The 23,188-nt window shown below is 33.5% G+C and carries 23 protein-coding genes and 1 pseudogene; 15 read left to right on the top strand and 9 right to left on the bottom strand.

The features are described 5' to 3' along the window. The first annotated feature begins 10 nt into the window (after nt 1-10). Nucleotides 11-610, top strand: coding sequence for a trimeric intracellular cation channel family protein (locus GMA17_RS07360; RefSeq protein WP_248400552.1), 600 nt, complete (start codon nt 11-13; stop codon nt 608-610). 8 nt (nt 611-618) lie between these two features. Here the strand turns inward: GMA17_RS07360 and GMA17_RS07355 are convergent, their stop codons facing one another. Then, nucleotides 619-1,323 (bottom strand): peptidylprolyl isomerase, encoded by a 705-nt coding sequence (locus tag GMA17_RS07355; RefSeq protein ID WP_248400551.1) that lies wholly within the window; start codon nt 1,321-1,323, stop codon nt 619-621. A gap of 2 nt (nt 1,324-1,325) precedes the next feature. Here GMA17_RS07355 and GMA17_RS07350 point away from each other — a divergent pair, with 2 nt between their 5' ends. Together GMA17_RS07350 and GMA17_RS07345 are read left to right on the top strand one after the other, a co-directional pair. Further along, nucleotides 1,326-1,967, top strand: a complete 642-nt coding sequence (locus GMA17_RS07350) for a CoA pyrophosphatase (protein WP_248400550.1) — start codon at nt 1,326-1,328, stop codon at nt 1,965-1,967. A 51-nt stretch (nt 1,968-2,018) separates the two neighbouring features. After that, nucleotides 2,019-2,831 (top strand): 1-acyl-sn-glycerol-3-phosphate acyltransferase, encoded by an 813-nt coding sequence (locus GMA17_RS07345; protein ID WP_248400549.1) that lies wholly within the window; start codon nt 2,019-2,021, stop codon nt 2,829-2,831. Nucleotides 2,832-2,833: 2 nt separating this feature from the next. Here GMA17_RS07345 and GMA17_RS07340 read toward each other — a convergent pair whose 3' ends face one another. After that, nucleotides 2,834-3,475 carry a hypothetical protein gene (locus GMA17_RS07340; RefSeq protein WP_248400548.1) on the bottom strand — a complete coding sequence of 214 codons (642 nt, stop codon included), beginning with the start codon at nt 3,473-3,475 and terminating at the stop codon, nt 2,834-2,836. Between the two features lie 4 nt (nt 3,476-3,479). Then, nucleotides 3,480-3,974 (bottom strand): RNA polymerase sigma factor, encoded by a 495-nt coding sequence (locus GMA17_RS07335; RefSeq protein ID WP_248400547.1) that lies wholly within the window; start codon nt 3,972-3,974, stop codon nt 3,480-3,482. A gap of 130 nt (nt 3,975-4,104) precedes the next feature. Here GMA17_RS07335 and GMA17_RS07330 point away from each other — a divergent pair, with 130 nt between their 5' ends. Then, on the top strand, nt 4,105-5,385 hold the full coding sequence (locus tag GMA17_RS07330) for an NAD(P)/FAD-dependent oxidoreductase (protein ID WP_248400546.1): 1,281 nt from the start codon (nt 4,105-4,107) through the stop codon (nt 5,383-5,385). A gap of 62 nt (nt 5,386-5,447) precedes the next feature. On the opposite strand, the gene GMA17_RS07325 is transcribed toward GMA17_RS07330, so the two are convergent. Next, nucleotides 5,448-6,113: a lysoplasmalogenase gene (locus GMA17_RS07325; RefSeq protein WP_248400545.1), complete on the bottom strand. Its 666-nt coding sequence runs from the start codon at nt 6,111-6,113 to the stop codon at nt 5,448-5,450. Nucleotides 6,114-6,295: 182 nt separating this feature from the next. Between GMA17_RS07325 and GMA17_RS07320 the strand changes: the two genes are divergently transcribed. From GMA17_RS07320 to GMA17_RS07295, 6 genes are all read left to right on the top strand, one after another. Further along, nucleotides 6,296-8,449 carry a TonB-dependent receptor gene (locus tag GMA17_RS07320; RefSeq protein ID WP_248400544.1) on the top strand — a complete coding sequence of 718 codons (2,154 nt, stop codon included), beginning with the start codon at nt 6,296-6,298 and terminating at the stop codon, nt 8,447-8,449. Between the two features lie 104 nt (nt 8,450-8,553). Continuing rightward, entirely contained in the window at nt 8,554-9,279 is a 726-nt protein-coding gene (locus GMA17_RS07315) for an energy transducer TonB (RefSeq protein WP_248400543.1), read from the top strand. Nucleotides 9,280-9,427: 148 nt separating this feature from the next. Beyond that, the gene (locus tag GMA17_RS07310; protein ID WP_248400542.1) at nt 9,428-10,048 is read left to right on the top strand and encodes a M48 family metallopeptidase; all 621 of its coding nucleotides are present in this window, start codon (nt 9,428-9,430) and stop codon (nt 10,046-10,048) included. Between the two features lie 27 nt (nt 10,049-10,075). Further along, nucleotides 10,076-11,407, top strand: a complete 1,332-nt coding sequence (locus tag GMA17_RS07305) for a 2TM domain-containing protein (protein ID WP_248400541.1) — start codon at nt 10,076-10,078, stop codon at nt 11,405-11,407. Beyond that, complete coding sequence (locus GMA17_RS07300; protein WP_248400540.1) at nt 11,407-11,718, top strand: 2TM domain-containing protein; 312 nt, start codon at nt 11,407-11,409, stop codon at nt 11,716-11,718. Before GMA17_RS07305 ends, GMA17_RS07300 begins: the two co-directional genes overlap by 1 nt. Nucleotides 11,719-11,744: 26 nt before the next feature. Beyond that, nucleotides 11,745-12,500: a LytTR family DNA-binding domain-containing protein gene (locus tag GMA17_RS07295; RefSeq protein WP_248400539.1), complete on the top strand. Its 756-nt coding sequence runs from the start codon at nt 11,745-11,747 to the stop codon at nt 12,498-12,500. 38 nt (nt 12,501-12,538) lie between these two features. Here the strand turns inward: GMA17_RS07295 and GMA17_RS07290 are convergent, their stop codons facing one another. Next, nucleotides 12,539-13,711 (bottom strand): LETM1-related biofilm-associated protein, encoded by a 1,173-nt coding sequence (locus GMA17_RS07290; RefSeq protein WP_248400538.1) that lies wholly within the window; start codon nt 13,709-13,711, stop codon nt 12,539-12,541. 146 nt (nt 13,712-13,857) lie between these two features. Here GMA17_RS07290 and GMA17_RS15400 point away from each other — a divergent pair, with 146 nt between their 5' ends. From GMA17_RS15400 to GMA17_RS07275, 4 genes and pseudogenes are all read left to right on the top strand, one after another. Next, the gene (locus tag GMA17_RS15400; protein WP_256476244.1) at nt 13,858-14,508 is read left to right on the top strand and encodes a DUF4331 family protein; all 651 of its coding nucleotides are present in this window, start codon (nt 13,858-13,860) and stop codon (nt 14,506-14,508) included. A gap of 29 nt (nt 14,509-14,537) precedes the next feature. Then, nucleotides 14,538-15,110, top strand: coding sequence for a DUF4331 family protein (locus GMA17_RS15395; RefSeq protein WP_256476242.1), 573 nt, complete (start codon nt 14,538-14,540; stop codon nt 15,108-15,110). A 93-nt stretch (nt 15,111-15,203) separates the two neighbouring features. Beyond that, complete coding sequence (locus GMA17_RS07280) at nt 15,204-16,499, top strand: tetratricopeptide repeat protein (RefSeq protein WP_248400537.1); 1,296 nt, start codon at nt 15,204-15,206, stop codon at nt 16,497-16,499. A gap of 65 nt (nt 16,500-16,564) precedes the next feature. Beyond that, nucleotides 16,565-18,761: pseudogene (locus tag GMA17_RS07275) on the top strand (TonB-dependent receptor). Nucleotides 18,762-18,913: 152 nt separating this feature from the next. On the opposite strand, the gene GMA17_RS07270 reads toward GMA17_RS07275, so the two are convergent. The 4 genes from GMA17_RS07270 to GMA17_RS07255 form a co-directional block, all read right to left on the bottom strand. Next, nucleotides 18,914-19,585: a hypothetical protein gene (locus tag GMA17_RS07270; RefSeq protein WP_248400536.1), complete on the bottom strand. Its 672-nt coding sequence runs from the start codon at nt 19,583-19,585 to the stop codon at nt 18,914-18,916. A 9-nt stretch (nt 19,586-19,594) separates the two neighbouring features. After that, nucleotides 19,595-20,425, bottom strand: coding sequence for an anti-sigma factor domain-containing protein (locus GMA17_RS07265; protein ID WP_248400534.1), 831 nt, complete (start codon nt 20,423-20,425; stop codon nt 19,595-19,597). Next, nucleotides 20,425-20,958, bottom strand: coding sequence for an RNA polymerase sigma factor (locus tag GMA17_RS07260; protein WP_248400532.1), 534 nt, complete (start codon nt 20,956-20,958; stop codon nt 20,425-20,427). Before GMA17_RS07260 ends, GMA17_RS07265 begins: the two co-directional genes overlap by 1 nt. Nucleotides 20,959-21,048: 90 nt before the next feature. Beyond that, nucleotides 21,049-21,645 (bottom strand): superoxide dismutase family protein, encoded by a 597-nt coding sequence (locus GMA17_RS07255; RefSeq protein ID WP_248400530.1) that lies wholly within the window; start codon nt 21,643-21,645, stop codon nt 21,049-21,051. Nucleotides 21,646-21,783: 138 nt separating this feature from the next. Here GMA17_RS07255 and hemN point away from each other — a divergent pair, with 138 nt between their 5' ends. Further along, on the top strand, nt 21,784-23,148 hold the full coding sequence (hemN, locus tag GMA17_RS07250) for an oxygen-independent coproporphyrinogen III oxidase (RefSeq protein ID WP_248400529.1): 1,365 nt from the start codon (nt 21,784-21,786) through the stop codon (nt 23,146-23,148). Nucleotides 23,149-23,188: the final 40 nt, after the last annotated feature.

The raw sequence follows: 23,188 nt of genomic DNA, 5'->3' as shown, positions 1-23,188 counted from the left end.
GGTAACAGTCATGTTTTACGCAATAGATATTTTAGGAACCATAGCATTTGCTATTTCAGGTGTGCTGGTCGCTTTAAGTAAGCGCATGGACGTATTTGGAATTTTAATTATTGCTACGGTTACAGCTGTTGGTGGTGGAACACTTCGTGATGTTTTAATTGGTGAAACGCCAGTGAGTTGGATGCTTAATTTAAATTATATCTATGTTATTTTAGCTAGTACGGTATTGACTATTATTTTTAAAAATAAAATTGATTACCTTCGGAAATCCCTATTTCTTTTTGATACAATTGGAATAGGTTTGTACACGGTTGTTGGTGTAGAAAAAGGCATTTCAGCAGGCTTAGACCCTATAATATGTATTGCTTTGGGTACAATGTCGGCCTGCTTTGGTGGGGTAATTCGTGATATTTTATGTAATGAAATTCCTGTAATTTTTAGAAAAGAAATTTATGCAACAGCATGTATTTTGGGAGGTTTAACTTATTTTCTAGTCCGAAAGCTGCCTATAGATAATAACGTTGTTTTTATTATTGCCGGTTTAGTAGTTATTACCATCAGACTACTAGCTGTCCGGTTTAAAGTCAGTTTGCCAACGCTCTATAAATAGTAGCTGCATTACTCAATGATTTCCACTTTCTTAATATATACGTTTCTTAAAGGCCAATCGCCATCGTCGGTTTTTTGAGCGGCAATTTCATCAACCACATCCATACCTGAAATAACTTCACCAAAAATGGTGTAATCGCCATCCAAATGATAGGCACCATCTTTGTTTTGGACTATAAAAAACTCAAATGGCGATGCTAATTTATAGGCATCTTCAATCTCACTACTTGGCATGCTCACAATACCTCTATGGTGTTTAAAACCTCGTTTGGTGTCTGGGGGAAGGAGATAGCGACCAATATCTCCTCGTTTTCGTTTTATTTTTGGATCGTCTGTATTTCCAGCTTGGATGATGAAATTATCTATTACTCGGTAAAATTGTGTGCCATCAAAATAACCGCGTTTGGTTAAGTATACGAAATTTGCACGATGAAACTTAATTTTGTCATATAATAAGATATCAATGTTGCCAAATTTGGTGGTAATTCGCACTTTGTTTTCCGGATTGTTTTTTTCGTACTCTAAAAAGAATTCCATGGCATTTTCATCCGTTAGGAAAGGGAATTCAGGTGTTTTTATTTTGGAGCTATCTAATACTTTGGTCGGTTTTTTAACAGTTTTTGTCGTTTTAGGAGTCGTTTCTTTTGGTTTTGATTGTTTATCTTCACAACCAAGAAAAAATATAAAAGCGACTAACATAAGAATACGAATCATAGATGAAATTTGATGAATTTTTACAATCGGTATCAAAAATAGAAAATATACCACTGCCAGCCGAATCTTCACAATTTAAAATGTCGCCACCTTTTAGAGAGCAGCTCCAAGCGCAGCAAAAAAATGCCATTAAAAATGCTAAAAATGCTGGAGTTGTTGCCTTGTTTTATCCGGATCAAGAACATGAAACTAAATTGGTGTTAATTCTTCGGAAAACCTATAAAGGTGTGCATTCTGCCCAAGTAGGCTTTCCTGGTGGAAAAGTGGAAAAAACGGATGCCTCAATAAAAGATGCTGCCATTCGAGAAACGTGGGAAGAAGTAGGCGTGCCACAGAGTGAAGTAGAAATTTTATGCGCCATGACCAAGGTTTATATTCCACCAAGTAATTTTTTTGTTTACCCGTTTATAGGAATTTCTCGATGTACGCCTAAATTTGTTAAACAGGATACGGAAGTTGAAGACATTATTGAGGTGACTTTACAAGATTTTATTAGTGAATCCAGTGTGGTAACTAAAACGGTATCAACTTCCTATAGTGTTGAGGTGGATGTGCCAGCATTTCATTTAAACAATCATATTGTCTGGGGAGCAACAGCTATGATGTTGAGCGAAATAAAAGACTTGTTAAAAGAACTGCTGTAAACGGACAGTTTTATTACATTTGTAATCTTAAACCAGTTTTAAATTATACGTATGGGATTGTTTAAACAAAATCCTTTTGGTCATTATCTCATTTTAAAAAAATGGGTTATTAGAATTCTAGGCGCGCTTACTCATAGGCGATTTAGAGGTTTTAATGAACTTAAAATTGAAGGATCTGAAATTATTAGAAATCTGCCAGATAATAATGTGTTGTTCATATCTAACCATCAAACCTATTTTGCTGATGTGGTGGCTATGTTCCATGTTTTTAATGCGAGTTTAAGTGACCGAGACGATTCTATAAAAAACGTAGGATATTTATGGAATCCAAAAATGAACATTTATTATGTAGCTGCTAAAGAAACCATGAAATCAGGTTTGCTTCCTAAAATAATGGCTTATGCTGGTTCTATTAGTATTGAGCGCACCTGGCGCGCAAAAGGAGAAGATGTAAATCGCCAAGTAAAAATGAGCGATATTTCAGCTATCAAAACTGCTTTAGATGATGGTTGGGTTATTACCTTTCCACAAGGTACTACAACACCTTTTAAACCTATTAGAAAAGGAACAGCGCATATTATTAAGCATTACAAGCCAGTTGTTGTACCTATCGTTATTGATGGTTTTAGGCGTTCGTTTGATAAAAAAGGGCTTCGTGTTAAGAAGAAAAATATTCTGCAAACATTAGAAATTAAAGAGCCATTACAGATTGATTACGAAAATGATTCCATAGCTGAAATAGTTGAAAAAATTGAATTTGCTATAGAGCAACATCCTTCCTTTTTAAAGGTAATTCCACAAGATGTTTTAGAAGCTGAAGAAGCTTTAAATGAAATGCGAAAATGGCGTCCTAATAATCCGTAAATTTATAAGTCTAATTTTTTTAGTTCCTTGTAATTCTTATTTAAACTTCGCAGTAAAATACCGTAAACTAACCAATAAAAGAGGAGTAAGGTAAGTATAACAGCAACTAAAAGCACCAACACGGTTAAAGTAAAAATGGTGTAGAACTTAAATGCTTCTCCACTTGCTGCTGCACTGTTTGCCAGATTAATAAGTTCTTGATCTTGGTCAAACTCTACAAATAGTACAATAACAACGGATAATATTAAGTAAAGGAGATTAAAAGCTACGTAGCGTTTTACCGTCTGACGTGTTTTTAAAATGTTTTCCATAAGTTTTTTTGCACTATCCGTAACAGAAATAGTTCGGTAGTTTTTAAAAAACATGACGAAAAAATACGCTAGAATAATATAGCCAAATACGGTAAGCGGTATAATAACATAATCAGCGTCATAGCTATTGTAACGTTCCATGCTTTTGCTATCTTTTAATGCAAAGGATATAACAAGCCAGAAAATAAATTCTAATAGACTAATGATAAATATCCACTTTACAATGGACGACGACCTTTTTAAAATCATCTTATAAATATCATTATAGGACACTTTAGGATAGGTATTGTTATCCTTTTTCCAGTCTTTTTTTAATAATTCTAATTCATCCATAAGGTTACGGATTTAAAATGGTTTTAAGCTTCGTTTTTATGCGATTCATTTTTACACGTGCATTTACTTCGCTAATTCCCATTGTTTCACTTATTTCTTTGTAATTTTTTTCTTCTAAATATAAAAACACCAATGCTTTTTCAATATCATTCAGTTCTTTAACAGCATTGTAAAGTAATTTTAATTGTTGCTCTTCGGTATCATCATATTCCTCTGCTTTTATTTTGAATTCAATGCTTTCAAACTCTTGTGTCTTTATTCTGCGCTTTTTCTTTCTATACAGTGTTATAGCGGTATTCAGTGCTACACGATACATCCAAGTACTGAATTTTGAGTCACCACGGAATTTTGGAAAAGCTTTCCAAAGTTGTATGGTAATTTCTTGAAACAAATCATTATGAGCATCTTGGTTATTGGTGTAGAGTCTACACACTTTATGCACAATATTTTGATTTGCCTCAAGCTGTTCAACAAAACTATGTTCTAATGATTGGCTCAAATTGATGGTTTAGTACTGTATAAGTAGCATAAATATTAAAAAGTTACAGGGAATACAAATATTATTCAAAAATAGCCAATTAAATTGTTAAGGTTTATATTTGTATATCTGAAACGTATCCATTTTATTTATGAATATTCCTGAATCTAAACTTCCAAGGTTAGTGATTGTTGGCGGTGGATTTGCCGGTGTTAATCTGGTGAAATCCTTGAAAAATAAACCGGTTCAAGTTGTTTTAATAGACAAAAGAAACTATCATACTTTTCAGCCGCTATTATACCAAGTATCAAGTTCAGGTTTGGAGCCTGACTCCATAGCATATCCACTTCGCAAAATTATCAAATCGTCCCAAAATATCTTTTTTAGGTTAGCGGAAGTCCAAACAATAGATGCGGAAGCGCATACCATACAAACATCAATAGGTAATTTGTCCTTTGATTATTTGGTGTTGGCTACGGGAACGAAAACTAATTATTTTGGCAATAAGGATGTAGAAACCTATAGCATGCCTATGAAAACGGTTCCGCAAGCCTTAAATATTAGAAGTTTAATACTTCAAAATTTAGAAAAAGCAACTATTGCAAAAACGGTTGAGGAACGCCATGCCTTTTTGAATTTTGTAATTGTAGGAGGTGGGCCAACAGGTGTGGAATTAGCTGGCGCTATTGCTGAATTAAAAAATAACATTGTCCCAAAAGATTATCATGATTTGAATGCACACGATATGCAAATTCATCTTTTGGAGGGAGGTGATAGATTATTGCCGCCAATGAGTAAACATGCATCCAAAAAGGCCGCTGAATTTCTTAATAAATTAGGTGTTACAATTCACTGTAATACGTTTGTTAAAAATTACGATGGAAAAAAAGTAGAAACAAATACAGATTTAGAATTAGAATCTGAAACCTTAATTTGGGCGGCAGGTGTTACTGGAAATCCAGTGAAAGGTTTAGCTTCTGATGCGCTTTTTGAAAAGTTAAATCGGTACCGGGTAAATGGGTATAATCAGGTAGAAAATTACCCTCATATTTTTGCGCTTGGAGACATTGCTTATATGGAAACGGAAGCCTATCCAAAAGGACATCCTCAAGTGGCGCAACCTGCCATCCAGCAAGGCCAATTATTTGCTAAAAATATTATAAAATTAATAGGAAATAAACCTATGAAGAAATTCAAATATAATGACAAAGGTTCCATGGCAACTATAGGAAGAAATAAAGCGGTTGTGGATTTAGGTTCTTTAAAATTTTCTGGATTTTCAGCTTGGTTTGTTTGGATGTTTATTCACCTGATGGCGTTAGTAGGCTTTAGAAATAGAGTGGTAGTTTTCTTCAATTGGACCTATAATTATATCAATTTTGACAAAGCAGCACGCTTAATTATTAGACCATTCAATAAGTTAAATAAATAGTTTAATAAAGTGTTTTTAATAATTTGGATATTAGTGTTTTAACTGTCTATTATAAGGAAAATCTATCGCTCTTTTAGGAGTCCAAAAATAATACAAAGTTGTGCAAAAGCGTATGTAAACATAATACTTATATTTGAAAATGGCAAGGGCTCATAAAATTTATTTAAAGCGAGTAAACTGTCAGAAATCATAAATAAAATAGCGCCTACAAAAACCAATATATAACTAACATTTGGCACTTCTCCTTTTCGCAAATACGCTGTTGTTCCCATGGTTAAAATAACTAGCATATATACAATAACAGGTATTAACATATCGCCTAAATTATCCTTCAAAAAGTAAAAAAGTAGTCCGCCATATACGAGTAAAATAACACTAAAAAGATAGGGTTTTTTATCGGTATTTCTTCGTTTTAAAAACACCAAAATATAGAGAATATGAGCGGTTAAAAAAGCGACCAATCCAAGCGTGAAAAAGTGATCAGATTTGTCTGCAAACATCAATAGAATATCACCCAATAAAGAGAAGATTAAAGCACCAAAAGTAAGCTGTTTTATCTTATTGGCGATGGAAGTATTTTGTTTGTAATAAAATATAATTATTGAAACTAGTAAGGCGGGCTTTGCAAAATAATGTAAGAATGGATAGGACATTCCCGTTTGAATTTCCGCTATCAATATGAAACAAAAAAGGATGATAAATGATTTTTCAAATTTGGTTAATTTCATATTTAGAGTTGTTAGAAATAAGATAGTTTAAATTTTTGGCAGGATACTAAAATAGCATTTTATTATTAGTATCAGTGGCATTTTACATTTCAGCTATTAAAATTTACAATTGAGTCCAAATATTTTTTAAAATGTTATGGGTAGATTCATATTTGTTGTATCAAACATGAAAGCCAACGAATATGAAAACTGTTTACATCATTCTACTATCCTTAATATCCTATTCAGCCTTTTCGCAAGTTGAAATAAGTGGAACCGTTCTAGATTCTAAAAATATTCCTATAGAAGGTGCTAACGTATATATTGAAGGGAGCTATGATGGCACAACATCCAACGCTATGGGTGAATTTCATTTTCAAACTTCAGAAACTGGACTACAAACATTAATTGTGTCCTTTCTATCTTATGAGACTTATAAATTAGAAGCAGACGTTTCGATGTTTATAACTATTACCATTAAATTACGTGAAGATGTTAATGCTTTGGATACGGTGGTTATTTCAGCAGGTACGTTTGAAGCTGGCGATAATAGTAAAGTATCCGTTTTAAAACCCTTGGATGTAGTTACAACGGCTAGTGCAGTGGGTGACTTTGTTGGCGCCTTGCAAACATTGCCAGGAACGACTACAGTTGCGGAAGATGGCCGCTTATTTGTGCGCGGAGGTGATGCCAATGAAACGCAAATATTTATTGATGGCATTCGGGTATTTACACCCTATACACCAACAACAAATAATATTCCCACGCGCGGTAGATATTCACCGTTTCTTTTTGATGGAATCACCTTTTCAACAGGTGGTTACTCTGCCGAATATGGCCAAGCATTATCAAGTGTACTTCTCTTAAACACGATTCATGAACCAGAACAAAATAAAACAGATATAGGAATCATGAGTGTTGGTGGCTCTTTAGGTCATACTAAAAAATGGGAAAAGAGTTCCTTAAGTGTTAATGGTTCCTATATTAACTTGGCGCCTTATACTGCTGTATTTCCCGATAGAAATGAATGGGATAAACCATTTAATGGTGGTTCCGGTGAAGCTGTTTTTAGACGTCCGTTCAATTCAGGTATACTGAAATTATATACCGCATTTGAATCAGGTGGTTTTGCGCTAACACAAGAAGACATCAATGCTCCAGAAGGTGTTTACTACAAACTAAAAAATAACAACCTTTATTTTAATGGTTCGTACCGAGGCGTACTTTCGGATAATTGGACAATTTTTGGAGGGTTAAGTTATACGTATGCTCATAATGATATTCAAGTTTTTTTAGATGATATTAATGATACTGAAAATGCCGTTCATGCAAAATTTAAATTGAAACGCCGATTTAGCAATCGTTTTAAACTTCATGTAGGTGCTGAATATTTTTCCACAGACTTCAATGAGAAATATGAAAGTCCTGTAACGGATAAATTATCCTATGGATTTAAAAATAATATTTCGGCAGCCTTTACAGAAGCGGATGTTATATTTTCAAAAAAATTCGCTTTAAAAGGTGGGTTAAGATTAGAATACAGTGGGTTGTTTAATGAAGTTACAATATCGCCTCGTTTGTCATTGGCTTATAAAACATCTAAAAACAGTCAAATATCTTGGGCTTATGGTAATTTTTATCAGAATCCGGATAGTAGTATTTTAAAGTTTGAACAGGATTTGCAAGCTCAAAAAACAACGCATTATATATTGAATTATCAATTAAATCGTGATGGTCAAATTTTTAGGGCTGAGGCTTTTTATAAGGATTATAAGAACCTAATAAAATATAACACGGAATTTGTGGGTCTTAATAGTGATTTTAATAATCAGGGTTTTGCTTTTGCTAAAGGGATCGATTTATTTTGGCGTGATAACAAAAGCTTAAAAAATATCGACTATTGGGTAAGTTATAGTTTTTTAGATAGCGAGCGCGACTATTTAAATTACCTAGAACCTGCTACACCAAATTTTGCAAACACTCATAATCTTTCCATAATAGGCAAATATTGGGTTGAAAACTGGAAAAGTCAGATTGGTTTAAGCTATAATTTTGCTTCTGGACGGACTTATACCAATCCAAATTTAGACGGGTTTTTAAATCAAAAAACAAAAAGTTATAACAGTTTAAGTTTGAATTGGGCGTATTTAGTAACACCACAAAAAATACTATATGTATCTGTTAATAATGCATTGGGTTTTAATAATATTAACGGATATCAGTATGCCAACTCACCAGATGTTACTGGAAACTTTGCAAGTCGTGCATTAAAACCGGCCGCAGATCAGTTTTTCTTTATTGGGTTTTTCTGGACAATTAGTGAAAAAGGAACAGATAATCAATTAAATAATTTGTAAACAATTATTATTTAACTATTTGGTATACAGTGTAAAACATGATTTAAATCATAGTTTTTTACAGGTATTTGGAGTAATTTAATTTCAGTTAAACTCTAGAAATTATGGAACTCAAAAAAAATCCAAATTTAGAAATTGGTCGCAACAGCGCTATCTATTTTGCTGTAGGTCTTAATATCATGCTGTTTTTTACTTGGCGTGGATTGGAGTATCGCACGTACGACCAACCAGACATTAATCAAGAACTCTTGATATTCACAGAAGAGATTGAAGACGATATTCCTATTACTAATCTTGAAGCAACGCCTCCGCCACCACCTCCTGCATCTGCTGCAATACCTGAAGTTATTACCATAGTAGAAGATACCGAAGAGATTGAAGAAACAATAATAGAAAGCTCGGAATCTGGTCAGGAAGATCGTATTGAAGAGCGCGAAATAACCGTAGACGAAGTAATCGTAGAAGAGATTGAAGAAGAGGTTTCAGTACCTTTTTCCGTTGTAGAAGATGTGCCTGTTTTTCCTGGTTGTTCTGGAAATAACGTGGCGTTGCGTAATTGTTTTAGTGCGAAAATAACCGAGCATATCCAAAAGCATTTCAAATATCCAGAATCAGCTCTAGATTTAGGAATTCATGGGAAGGTGTATGTCATGTTTATTATTGATTCCCAAGGACGAGTAAGTAATATTAGATCGCGTGGTCCAGATCCGCAATTAGAGAAAGAAGCGGAACGCATAATAGGTTTATTGCCAATTATGAAACCAGGAAAACAACGCGGAAAGCCTGTAAAAGTGCCATATAGTATTCCGATAAATTTTAAAATTGAATAATTGTATTGGTCGGTTATCGTTTTTACAGCCGTATTAAAGAGATCCAAGGATCCATTAATACGGTTTTTTTTTTTTTTTTTTTTTTTTTTTTTTTTTTTTTTTCTTATTTCTGGCGCATATTTGCTCTATCAAATAAAAACACAATCTTATGAAATCACTTATAATCACGTGCACGCTTTTATTAGGCTTAGCAACACAAGGTCAAACTAATTTTGAAAAAGGCATGACAAAGGCTTTTTCTTTGTGGCAGTCTGATAATATGAATGGGGCTGAACAACTTTTTGAGCGCATTGCAGATGCGGAACCAGATGAATGGCTTCCTGCTTATTATATTGCGCAAATTAACAGTTTAAAAAGTTGGACAGAAAAGGATGTTAGTGTATTGACTTCTCAATTAGAGAAAGCTCAAAACTATATAGATTTGGCTAAAGCTATAAATCCAAATAATGCCGAAATTTTAGTTATGCAAGCCCAAATTTATACCAATTGGGTGGCCTTTGATGGTGCTACGTATGGCATGAAATACAGCGCCTTAATAAATGAGCTTTATAAGCAAGCGTATAAACTAGATCCAAAAAACCCAAGAGTGGTTCTTAATAAAGCAGAATGGGAAATGGGTAGCGCCAAATTTTTTGGTAAAGATACCAAGCCGTACTGCGAAGACATTGCTGGAGCCATAGAACTTTTTGTTACCTTTAAACCCGCTTCAGATTTTCACCCAAGTTGGGGGAAAGAACGTGCCGAACAAGTATTGGCTAACTGTAAATAATATTAAACACCAATAACCCACGACATCATGAATAGACTAATGAAAAATATACTACTCACTGTTGGTATAGGTGTTTTGGTTTTTTTGATTGGCAATGCATTATCTCGTGGTTTTGAGTTTGATAGCTTTAATGATCTGCTTGTAAACCTTATGTTTTATCAGTTGTATGCTTTTATTTTAGGATTTTCTAACATGTATTTTTTTGGATATTTAGGCAAGCGTAACTGGAAAGATGATGAGAGTTTAAAACGAATACTGGTAGGTGTTGTTGGTTCAGTTATAATTACGCTTTTTGGCTTATTTCTCTTGCATATGTTTGAAGCCTTGGCACTAGAGGGTATAAGCTTTGAAACCTTTATTGCCAATGAATCGTACAGGAGTTATACCTTTGGTTTATGGATTACCTTAACCATTGTAATTACGTTTCATGCGGTTTATTTTTATAAGCAATCTCAAGAAAAAAAGGTTAAAGAATCTCAAATCGTTGCACAAACCCAGACCGCAAAATTTGATGCGCTTAAAAACCAGTTAGATCCGCATTTTCTGTTTAATAGTTTAAATGTACTATCTAGTTTAATTGAAGAAAATCCAGAAAACGCCCAACAATTTACAACGTCTTTATCAAAAATATATCGCTATGTTTTAGAACAAAAAAACAAAGATTTAGTATCTGTTGATGCGGAATTAGAATTTGCTAGAACGTATATGCTGCTATTAAAAATGCGCTTTGAGGACAGTATTATTTTTGATATTCCAAATCAAGCTTCCAATCCGGACAGCAAAGTGGTGCCATTAGCACTTCAGTTGCTCTTGGAAAATGCCGTAAAACATAATATGGTAACTTCTAGCAAACCTTTACATATTAAAATTTATGAACGCGAAGGTAATTTGGTAATCGAAAATAACTTACAAACAAAACAAGTATTAAAAAAGAGTAGTGGAGTAGGGTTGAGTAATATAACGGAACGCTATTCGCTTTTAACCACTAAAAAAGTATTTATTAATCAAGAGTCATCGGTGTTCAAGGTCTCAATACCCATGCTTACAAAACAAATAACAATTATGGAGCCACAAGAAATTACAAATAAAGAAGAAGCTTATTATCGAGCTAAAAAGCAGGTAGAAGAAATAAAAGGGTTTTATGGAAACCTGATATCTTACTGCCTCGTTATTCCCTTTTTAATTTTTTTAAATTATAAAACATCTTGGGGTTTTCAATGGTTTTGGTTTCCAATGCTAGGTTGGGGTATGGGTATAGTGTTTCATGCATTTGCCGTGTTTGGTTATGGTAAAACATGGGAAGAACGCAAAATACAAGAGATTTTAAATAAAGAAAATAATCAAAAAAAATGGAACTAATGAGTAATAATTTTAATTTTGAAGCGCAAGACCGCTTGGATCGGGCAAAAGCGGAAGTAAAAAAATTAAAGGGTTTTTATTCGCATTTATTGGTATATGTTGTTATCAATTTAATGATTGTGGCAATAAATGTACAAGAATTGGAGCCTGGAGAAAGTTACTTTCAATTTAAGAATTTTTTTACACTTACATTTTGGGGATTTGGATTGTTAGTCCATGGTTTATCGGTTTTTTTACCAAATTGGGTTTTAGGGAAAAACTGGGAAGAACGTAAAATTAAGGAATATATGGAACGCCATAATAAGAAATAAAACCAATCTAAACCAGCTAAAACACTATGAATGTCATAATAATAGAAGACGAAAAACCATCAGCAAGACGATTACAACGGATGTTAGATAAATTAGGAGTCCAAGCTGAAACTATGCTGCATTCGGTTGAAGAATCAATAAATTGGTTTGATAACAACCCACATCCCGATCTTATTTTTTTAGATATTCAATTAAGTGACGGTTTATCTTTTGAAATTTTTGATGCCGTAAAAGTTAAATCTGCTATTATTTTCACAACAGCCTATGATGAATACGCGCTGCAAGCTTTTAAATTAAATAGTATTGACTATTTGTTAAAGCCTATTGATACCGATGAATTGGCAGAAGCATTAGAGAAGTTTAAGGAACATCAATTTAAAGAGCAACAGGTAGCTTTGGATTTTAATGCTATAAAAAACCTGTTGGTTAATGCATCGGAACCAGAATACAAGAAACGTTTTTCAGTAAAAGTTGGGCAGCATTTAAAGCTGTTTACAATTGATGAAATAGAATGTTTTTATAGTGAAAATAAAGGTACCTACTTGCATACCAATCAAGGTAGAAGCTATCTTTTGGATACCACTTTAGAGCAATTAGATAACGAATTAAATCCAAAACAGTTTTTTAGAATTAGTAGAAAATTTTTTATTAATATCCATGCAATAAAAGATATGGTGAGTTATACCAATTCACGTTTAGAAATAAAACTAAATAACTTTAACGAACAAGAGGTAATAGTTGCTCGTGAGCGAGTTAAGGACTTTAAGAATTGGTTGGAATAATAAAAAACGTCTTAAAATTAAATAGTTACTTGGGCTTCTTAATCATCCACCCGGTTATCATCAAAAGCCGAAGGCAATAATTTTGGTATAAATTTTATTACAATTGGTAATAACAAGGCTCCACCAGGTAATAAAAATATGGCTAAACTTGGTATAGATTTAAAAATATCTAATAACTGATTGTGTACGCGTTTTTGTTCGTCTTCATTTAATTCTCTTATGGTAGATTGCGTTAAAAGCTTCATTAAATCCTTACTTTCCTGAAGCTCCTTTAATAAACGCTTACTATTTCTAGAAATTAATTTGTTTACCATCTCGCTAGAATTATTGTAAAATGTTTTTACAACATTCTTGGAGCTTAATAAGGCTATTTTATCTTTATGTGTTTCGTAAAACACATTAATGGCACGTGTGGCTTCATCCATATTAGCGCCTTCTAATTGTAAGTCGGTTGATAATTTATTTAAAAAATCATATTCCTTCTTATCAATTATCGTATCGCCCCAGGCTGCCATACACGCAATATCTAAAATATAATATTTTTCTAAACCCCCCGAAATATGGGAGAGTGCTTCATTATAACTCATTTTTTTTGAGTCATGATATCTCCGTGACTGTTCAAATAAATTTATTAAACTTTCGTCATAATCACTTTTCAGAATTTTAGAATTTAAGGTGTGAATGACGACCGTTTCAATTGCCGCTTCTAAATTTTGAAGGTAGACTTCTGATATATGTTCTGTTTTTAAAAACGTTTTATAGGCTAGTACATCCGTAAATAATAAGGCATTGGTAATAAAGTAATTGAAACTTCTTTCAATTATGTTATCATCAATTTGAACTCGTTTATGAATGATTTTCTCAAGGGTAGATACATTTTTCTTTCCGCCTAAAAGTTCGGAAAAGAAGGATGCCTTGTAAGCGTTTATAAGTGTGTAAAAGTCTAGAATACTATCAACAAAATTACTTGTAGTGCCTGATGTGCTATGAATATAATTAAACGCCGTAATTAAATTTACTTTACATATCTCTTCACTTGTAAAATCGGAATTAGAGACATAGTCATTAAATACACCTACGTTACTTCCATAAATAAATCCGTTTTGACGAAGCTCTCTATAAAAGGTGTTTGTAGATAGGGTAGAAAGATTGGTACTAATATTTTCTACGAGTAATAATTTATTTATCCAGCCATTTGCTGATGGATTCATGTTCGTTTATTTGAGGGTGTAAAGATAGAGTATTAATCTAAAAAGTCCTTAAAAAATCATGTTAACAAAATTTTAACAAAACCGACTTTAAAGTTATTGCGTAGGTATGTGTGAGAGTCAATAATAATTAACAAAAACTCAAAATTATGAAAAACATGAAAATTTATTTAGGAATCGGTGTTGCAGTCGTAGCAGGTTTCTTTTTGGTAGCAGCCGATCATATCGATGCGCCAGCAGTAGCAGGTGGTACAAGTGATATCACTGATTTTTACGCCTTTCAGGGGCAAAACACAGACAATTTAGTTTTTGTCGCCAACGTTCAAGGGTTGATAAGTCCAGCAAATACTAGTGATGCCGCATTTGACGAAAACGTTTTAATAGAATTTAATATTGATACCGATCAAGACAATATTGAAGATTTAGTAATTCAAGCTATTCCAAGAAATGGTAAAATGTATTTCTTCGGGCCATCGGCGCCTTCTACAACAGGACTCAATAGTACAATCCTTATAGAAAATGCTAAAGGAAGTGTAGATATTTCGCAATATGGAGAATCTGCCATTATTGAAAACGCGAATCAAATGAAGTTTTTTGCAGGACCTAGAGATGATCCATTTTTTATGGATTTCGCACGTTATGGTGATATTATAGCAGGAAACGAGACGGAATTTGCTAATCCAGGATCAGATACGTTTGCTGGATCTAACGTAATGTCCATAGTGGTAGAAGTTCCAAAAAACCTTGTTGGTAGTACTGGAACTATAAATACGTGGGTGGAATCTAAACGTAAACAATAATAAACTAACAAATTTAAAACACAGATATTATGAAAAATTTAAAATACATATTTAGTATTGTTGCCATTGCAGCATTAACAATTAGTTGTTCAAGTGACGACGACTTTACACCAGCACAAGGAGGTCCAACTGCTCCTGATTTCTCTGGGGTATTTGCACAACAAGATCAAATGGGAAGACCAGCAGTGAATACTGTATTCGTTTCTGGGGATAGTAAAAACATGTTTAATAAAACAATCCCAACGCAACAAAATGCGGCATTTCAAAGCATGTTCCAAACCAATTTGGAAGGTTTAAGTCCTGCTTATGCCAATCCGGGAGATACAAATGCTTTAGGGTTAACATCAGCAGAATTTACAGGCTTATTAGCAACAGACGTTCTTAATGTTTCCTTAGATGGACCGACAACATTTTACGATGGAACGAACGTTTTAACAGGACGAAATTTAACGGATGATGTTATTACAGTAGAATTGATATTGATTTTTGGTGGTGAAACAGGCTTAACAGCTCCAGAATTTCCAGGATTATCAAATGATAATGTAGATGCAAATGACAAAGACTTTTTAAATGAATTTCCATATTTAGCTAGCGCTTGGTAGAGATTCTAAATCAGGGCATGTGAGGGCATGCCCTGATTTTTTTATTACAAAACAAACAAACAAACAAACAAACAAAACAAACAACATCAACACATGAAAACTTTAAAACAATATATCGGATTATTTGTTTGCATGCTTATTGTTACAAGTTGTGACAACCAACCCAAAGCAATAACCGAAAAAACAGATTACTATAGTTATTTAGAATTAGTCGAGAATGATGCGTTGCAAAAAGCTCAAAAGGATCTTTTATTTTGGGAAAAAAAGCTAGAAAAAGAACCATCGCAATATCCTTATGTAGCTAAAATTGCAGCGTCTCATTCTCGATTATTTACCATAACAGGAAAGGTTGAACATTTAATTTTAGCCGAAAAAAATTTAAAAGCAGTAAATGAACACACCAATTATAATAACGTAGGTTATTTGCGTTCACTATCGCGAAATTATATTTCTCAACACCGTTTTCGTGAAGCAAAAACAATGCTGGAAAAAGCTAAAACTAATGGTGAAAACATAGTAGCTACGTATAAAATGCTTTTTGATGTAGAGTTAGAACTTGGTAATGTAGCTGCAGCAAAAACGTATTTGGAACGTATAAAAGATTTTAGTGATTTTGATTATTTAATTCGCTTGTCAAAATGGAGCGATCATCAAGGCGATTTGGATTCAGCCATAAAGTATATGGAACAAGCCACAGCTATGGCAGAAAGTGCTAATATTAATAGCTCTAAAGAATGGGCTTACACCAATTTGGCCGACTTTTATGGGCATGCTGGAAAAATAAAGGATTCTTATAATTATTATTTAAAAGCACTTGCCATTAATCCAAATGATGCTTATGCTAAAAAAGGAATTGCTTGGATTGTGTATTCCTATGAAAGAAATCCAGAAGAAGCCACACGTATTTTAAACACCTTAACGCAAAATTACCAAGTGCCAGATTTGTATTTATTGAAAGCTGAAATTGCGGATTTCATGAAAAACAAACAAGCCAAAGAAGGTAATATTGATATGTATTTAGCCTTGGTTTCAAATGACTCTTATGGAGATATGTATAATGCGTATAATATTGAACTTTTTGTGGACTCTGAAGATCAACATGAAGCAGCTTTACAATTGGCAAAGAAAGAAATTCAAAACCGTCCAACGGCTATGTCCTATGATTTATTAGCATGGAGTTATTATAAAAACGGAAATGTTAAAAAAGCGTTAAGTATTATGGAAGAGTTCGTTATTGGTAATACTTTTGAACCTCTTGCCATTTATCATTTAGCCCTAATTTATAAGGCAAATGGATTAACTGAAAAAGCGCAAAAACTAAAACCCGAATTGGAGTCTAGTTCGTATGAATTAGGACCTATTTTATCTCAAGAAATTTCAAGAATCTAACCTATTAAACCAAACCAATTATGCTAACTAAAACAGTAATTAAATATTTATTTGCCGTGTTTATCATGACTCAAATAGCTCATGCTCAAACGGTAAAAGGTGTTGTACATGATGATGAGGGACAACCTATTGAAAACGCTTATGTATATAATATTAACACCTCTAGTCACGCGCACACATTATCAAACGGAACGTTTATCATAGAAAATAATAATCAAGGCGATTCTTTAACCATTGGTTTATTAGGTTATGAAAAAATGTCTGTTATTCTCAATCAAGATCATTTAAAAAATGGTGTTCAAGTTGTTTTAAAGAGTAAAACAATTCTTTTAAATGAATTAGTTATTACCGAACAGGTAAATGCCATGAACAGTATTGCCAGAGTAGATTTGGAAACCAATCCTGTAAACTCATCACAAGAAATATTACGTAAAGTACCAGGATTAATTATTGGTCAACATGCCGGAGGTGGAAAAGCCGAGCAAATATTTTTACGTGGTTTTGATATAGATCACGGAACAGATATAAGTTTGTCTGTAGACGGAATGCCAGTAAATATGGTGTCTCACGCACATGGTCAAGGGTATAGCGATTTACATTTTGTAATTCCGGAAACCATCAATAATATTAATTTTGGTAAAGGACCATATTATGCTAATAAAGGTGATTTTGCAACTGCGGGATACGTAGATTTTAACACGAAAGATAATATTAATGGAAGTGAAGTTAGTTTAAGTTTCGGGCAATTTAACTCAATAAGAACATTAGGTATGTTTGATTTATTGAAAAACAACAAACGCTCTAATGCTTATGTGGCATTGGAATATATTGAGTTTGATGGTCCTTATGATTCGCCTCAAAATTTCAATCGTTTAAATTTATTTGGAAAATTCAGTACCTATTTAAAAGGTAATGATAAATTGTCCCTAACGGTTTCACATTTTACAAGTCGTTGGGATGCTTCCGGGCAAATTCCACAACGAGCTGTAGATAGTGGGCTAATTTCACGATTCGGTTCTATTGATGATACCGAAGGTGGAAACACCTCAAGAAGTAATGTGAATGTTGCTTATGAATCTATTTTAGATAACGACTTACAATTTAAATCCAATGTATTTTACTCTAAGTATGGTTTTGAGTTGTATTCCAATTTCACCTTCTTTTTAGAAGACCCTATTAATGGCGATCAGATTAAGCAATTTGAAAGTCGTGATATTTTCGGGTTTAATACCGCTTTCATAAAGGACACACATGTAGGTGAAGTAGATACCAAAATTACATCTGGTTTTGGTATGCGTTATGATATGGTTAATGATGTAGAGCTTTCTCATACCTTAAACCGAAACGAAACACTCAATTATTTAGCACTTAGGAAATGTAAACGAAACCAATATGTTTGGATATGTTAATGCTGAATTTAAGCTGAACAAATTTATTATAGCACCAGCTTTACGTTTGGACTATTTTAAATTTATGTATAACGATGCATTGGTGGCAGAATATGAAACACTATCTGAAACAAAAACAACAGTAAGTCCAAAATTGAATTTCTTTTATAATCAAAATGAAAACTTACAATTATTTTTAAAATCAGGAATAGGCTTCCATTCCAATGATGCGCGCGTAGTTGTTGCGCAAAATGGTGAAGAAATTTTACCAAGAGCTTACGGTGCCGATTTAGGCGCTATTTGGAAACCATTCCCAAAAATGGTGGTTAATACAGCATTATGGTATTTGTTTTCAGAGCAAGAGTTTGTATATGTAGGAGATGCAGGTGTTGTAGAGCCTAGTGGAAAATCAGAACGTTATGGGTTAGATTTAGGACTTCGTTACCAATTTACAAATTGGTTGTATTTTGATACAGACGCAACTTTAACCCATGCCAGAAGTGTGGATGAACCAAGTGGTGCGGACTATATTCCATTAGCACCAGATTTTACACTAACAGGTGGTTTATCCATTAATGATTTAAATGGTTTTTCTGCAGGAATTCGTTACCGATATATTGATGATAGGCCAGCTAATGAGGACAACTCAATTGTTGCTACAGGTTATTTTGTAACCGATTTAAATATGAATTACGCCTTCAATAAAAATATTAGTGTTGGTGTAGCCATTGAAAATCTATTTGATACGGAATGGAACGAAACACAATTTGCGACAGAAACGCGATTACAAAATGAAATTGATCCTGTGGAAGAAATTACCTTCACACCTGGTACACCGTTTTTTATTAAAGGAATTGTGAGTTACAAGTTTTAAGTGTTTGTTGATGATAAGAATTACTAGCAAACTGCTTGTTCTTTTGAGCAGTTTGTTTAGTGTTTTTGTTAGTTTGTGGGCGTCTGTTTTATACAGGCGCTTTTTGTTTTATAGATTTTACTAGATATAAAATACGCTAGACCTAATAGCTATTAAAAGTGGCAGGTGCCAGTAATAACAATTTTTTTATCAATCTTAAAACTAGAAGTTAAACTCGACACTTCAGTTAAAACATCATATTCGTTATAAAAAAGCTTTTTTATGTAGATGCCTTGAGGCAAATTAATGTTATGCGTTTTCCATTTGTGATAAGCAGTAGGGTGTGTTAAAATGGGTGCATGTTCGCCCAGCAAAGAATCTATAATATACACATTGAAACCAGCACGTTTTCTTAAACGTTTTTTTGAACTATAAGTACTTCTGAAGCGATAATTTTGATGATTTCGGCCTTCCATTAAGGTGTCATTCAAAATATTATAATCATACATGTCCGCAACATTTTTTTTTGAATTACTGTAATCCCTTAAATACTCGCAAGGTATATTTATAAATTCAGCTTTGTTAAATTCGGCAATAGTGGTTATAACATCTGCGGCAAAAGAATCATGCACTTTAAAAAGAATATTATATTGTTTTTTTTCGTCAACCGCAATCTCTACAAAATAGCTATTATCTTTAGAGTTTGTTAGATAAATAACTTGTTTCTTAATAGTGTCTTTTTTAAAAATAGCCAACTCATAAGTCAGCATATAATCAAAGTGATAGGTTTTTTGCGAAAAACTAAAAAATGGAAGTATTAAGCATAGTAGAATCTTAATTCTCATGAGCAAAAATTAAGATTCTGAAGTAACAGCACCAAGCGTATACAATTGTTCCATAGTTGGCGTTGGACTACCGCCAGCAGGCTCTAATGTAATTCCAAATGCTTCCGATTGATTGGCATTTTCTATGGTAAATATTTTGTTGGTATTGCTGGTAAAGTTGTCTATTGTTCCTAGACTAGTAGGAGCAAGTGGATTTAAGGTTAAGGACCATACTTGGTATACTTTTCCAGCCGGAGGTTCAGGTAAACCTTGCACATCTAAATAAACCGTGTTGCCCTCTTTATCCCAATATACATTAGCATAAGATTCTGGCGAAACAGCTTGACCTGCAAGCGGAACAGAAAGAATATCTTTATCCCGTATAACCGATAATAATTTTTGAGCTTCCGTTAAGTTTGCGGTGGTTTTAGTTATACGCTCTTCTAATAAGGTATTATCAATAGTTTGTTTTTGTAATTCTGTTTCAACAACTTGAATATCAGATTTTAATGTGTTATTTTGATTAAAGAAGTACATTAAACCTACAGCTAGCAACACAGATGCTGCCCAGCCAGAATATGCCAAGTAATTTGTTTTAGGTTGATGTAGCGGAATCACTTTAGAATCCGCATCCGTATCCAAGCCTAATTTTTCTTTAACAGCCTTAAATAAGTGTTTGGAGTCTGAAGGAGAAACAGCTGCAGTAAGCTGCATAACGGCAGCTTCAATTTTTAAAACCTCGTCTAATAAATCTGGATTTTCAAGGAGTTGGTTATAAACTGCTTCGTTTTCTTCATCAGAAAGACTACCAGCTATATACAGCTCTAAAATTCCAGACTCTATGTATTCTTGATTTGTCATTAATTTACGTCTAACATAATTCGTAGCTCATTGATGCAATTTCTGTTTCTGGTTTTAATCGTGCCAATGGGCATATCTAAAGTTTCAGAAGCTTCTTTTTGTGTATAGCCTTTAAAGTATAATAACTCGATTACCTCAATACACTTTTTTGCTAATTTGTCTACAAATTTTTTAATACCGATAGCATTTGTTTTATCATTTAAGCTATCCTGATCTTCTAATATATCTACGAAAAAATCGGCTTGAAGGTTTTTTTTCGAATTCTTAAAGGTTTTAGATCGTGTTTTATCAATAGCGGCATTTCTAGCGATATTGAGAATCCAAGTAAAAAAACGTCCTTTTTTTGAAGAATATGAAGCTGAATTGTTCCAAGCCTTAATAAAGACATCTTGCATGACTTCTTCTGCAAGGTCATTATCACGAACAATATTATAAATAACACCATGCATACTTTCGCTATACATATTGTAAAGCGTTTCAAATGCTTTTTCGTTTTTGTCTTGAAATTGTGAAACCAAAGTTTCTAACTGCATATAGTTTGTATTAAGTGTCCAAATTAGGAAATAATTAGCAATAAAAAAAGCTGCACAAGGCAGCCTTTTAATTATTATTTCAGTATTGTTTTATTCAATAATACCAGCACAACTAACACGTGCTCCAGCATCTCCAGTAGGTTGTGTTGTAAAATCATCTACACCTTTATGCACAATTACTGCTTTTCCAATAATATCTTTGGCTGGATCGCCACAGCCAATACACCATTCGTCTGTGCTCATTGAAATAGTAGCATTTCCTTTTTCATCCGCTTCTAGGTTACCAATATCTCCTTTATGATAGCCTGCTGCATCACCCCATTTTCCGTGAGGTTCGCCTGTTGGATTCCAATGGCCTCCTGATGAGGTTCCATCATCTGATGAACAATCTGCTGTTTCGTGTAAATGAATAGCATGCATACCAGGCTCTAATCCACTTACAATAGCTGTCATGGAAACCGTTCCATTTTCTTCTTTAAAAACCACATTTCCAGTAACATTACTACCGCTTTTTGCGTTTAACTCAGCCGTTACTTTTTTAGCAGTTACAACGGCTTCTTCAGTCATGGTTTCAGTAACCACTTCGGTTTCTGTGTTTTCCATTTCTGTATTTTCTTTTTTATCATTTTTACAACTTGTAGCAAACGCTAAAGTAACTACAAGCGCTAAAAGGCTTAATTTTTTCATCTGATTTATTTGTTTTTATGTTTATCCGAAAGTTACATATTTTTTTACTTAAAATGAAATACACGGACTTTATTGTATGATAATTATCATATTTTAATCGTGTAAAAGATTTTAGTTTTGCTTATTATTTAGAGAGGTATGACAAAGGTACTAGTAAACAAATATAATGTAGCGGGTCCGAGATACACTAGCTATCCAACGGTTCCATATTGGGATGATGCTACCTTTTCCATTGGCAAATGGGAAAATAGCTTAAAAAAATCCTTTAATGAAAGTAATGAAAGTGAAGGTATTAGCCTGTATATACATTTACCGTTTTGTGAAAGTTTATGCACCTTCTGTGGATGTAACAAACGCATTACTACTAGACATGAAGTAGAATCGCCTTACATAAATTATGTGTTAAAGGAATGGCGACTCTATGTGGAATTATTAGGAAACACACCTCAAATTAAAGAGTTGCATTTAGGTGGTGGAACACCCACTTTTTTTTCACCTAAAAATTTAGAACGACTCATTAATGGCATTTTTGCCATGGCTAAAAAAGCAGAGAATTACGAATTCAGTTTTGAAGGTCATCCAAATAATACAACGAAAGCACATTTACAAACATTATATAATTTAGGTTTTCGCCGGGTAAGTTACGGTGTTCAAGACTATAATGAAACAGTGCAGAAAGCTATTCATAGAATTCAACCGTTTGAAAACGTGAAGCGTGTTACAGAAGAAGCCCGTGAAATAGGTTATACATCAGTAAGTCATGATATTATTTTTGGTTTACCGTTTCAAACAGAAGCTCATGTTGCTGAAACAATTAGTAAAACCAAAGCATTAAAGCCAGACCGCATTGCTTTTTATAGTTATGCGCATGTGCCATGGATAAAAGGAAATGGGCAGCGCGGTTTTAAGGATAGCGATTTGCCTTCAGCAGAAAGCAAACGTAAGCAGTATGAATTAGGAAAGGAAGAATTAGATGCTTGTGGTTATGTGGAAATTGGTATGGATCATTTCGCCTTAAAAACGGATAGTTTATATCAAGCTACAGAGACCAAAAAACTACATCGAAATTTTATGGGTTATACTGCTAGTAAGACTCAAATTATGGTAGGTTTAGGCGTTTCGGCTATTAGCGATAGTTGGTATGGTTTTGCACAAAATGAAAAGAAAATTGAAGATTATTACAAGCGTTTAGATACCCATGTTATTCCGGTGTTTAGAGGTCATATTTTAAATTCAGAGGACTTAATAATTAGACGTCATATTTTAAACCTCATGTGCCATTTTGAAACCAAATGGAGCTTAAATTCAAATTATTTTAAAGAGTTACCGGAGGTTTTAGTTCAATTAAATGAATTGGAAACAGATGGTTTAATACTTATAAATACGGATTCAATTACGGTCACAGAAAAAGGAAAGCCTTATGTTAGAAATGTATGTATGGCTTTCGATTTGTTGCTTCAGAGAAAACAACCTGAATCACAATTATTTTCAATGACCATTTAAAATTAAACGATATCAATTAAATCATAATCAACCCAAAAAC

Origin of the sequence: Bizionia sp. M204 (genome assembly GCF_023205095.1) — a bacterium.
In the GTDB taxonomy this organism is placed as follows: Bacteria; Bacteroidota; Bacteroidia; order Flavobacteriales; family Flavobacteriaceae; genus Algorimicrobium; species Algorimicrobium hallyeonense.
Note: the sequence above shows the minus strand (reverse complement) of the source record. Positions and strands in the feature narration are given on the sequence as shown.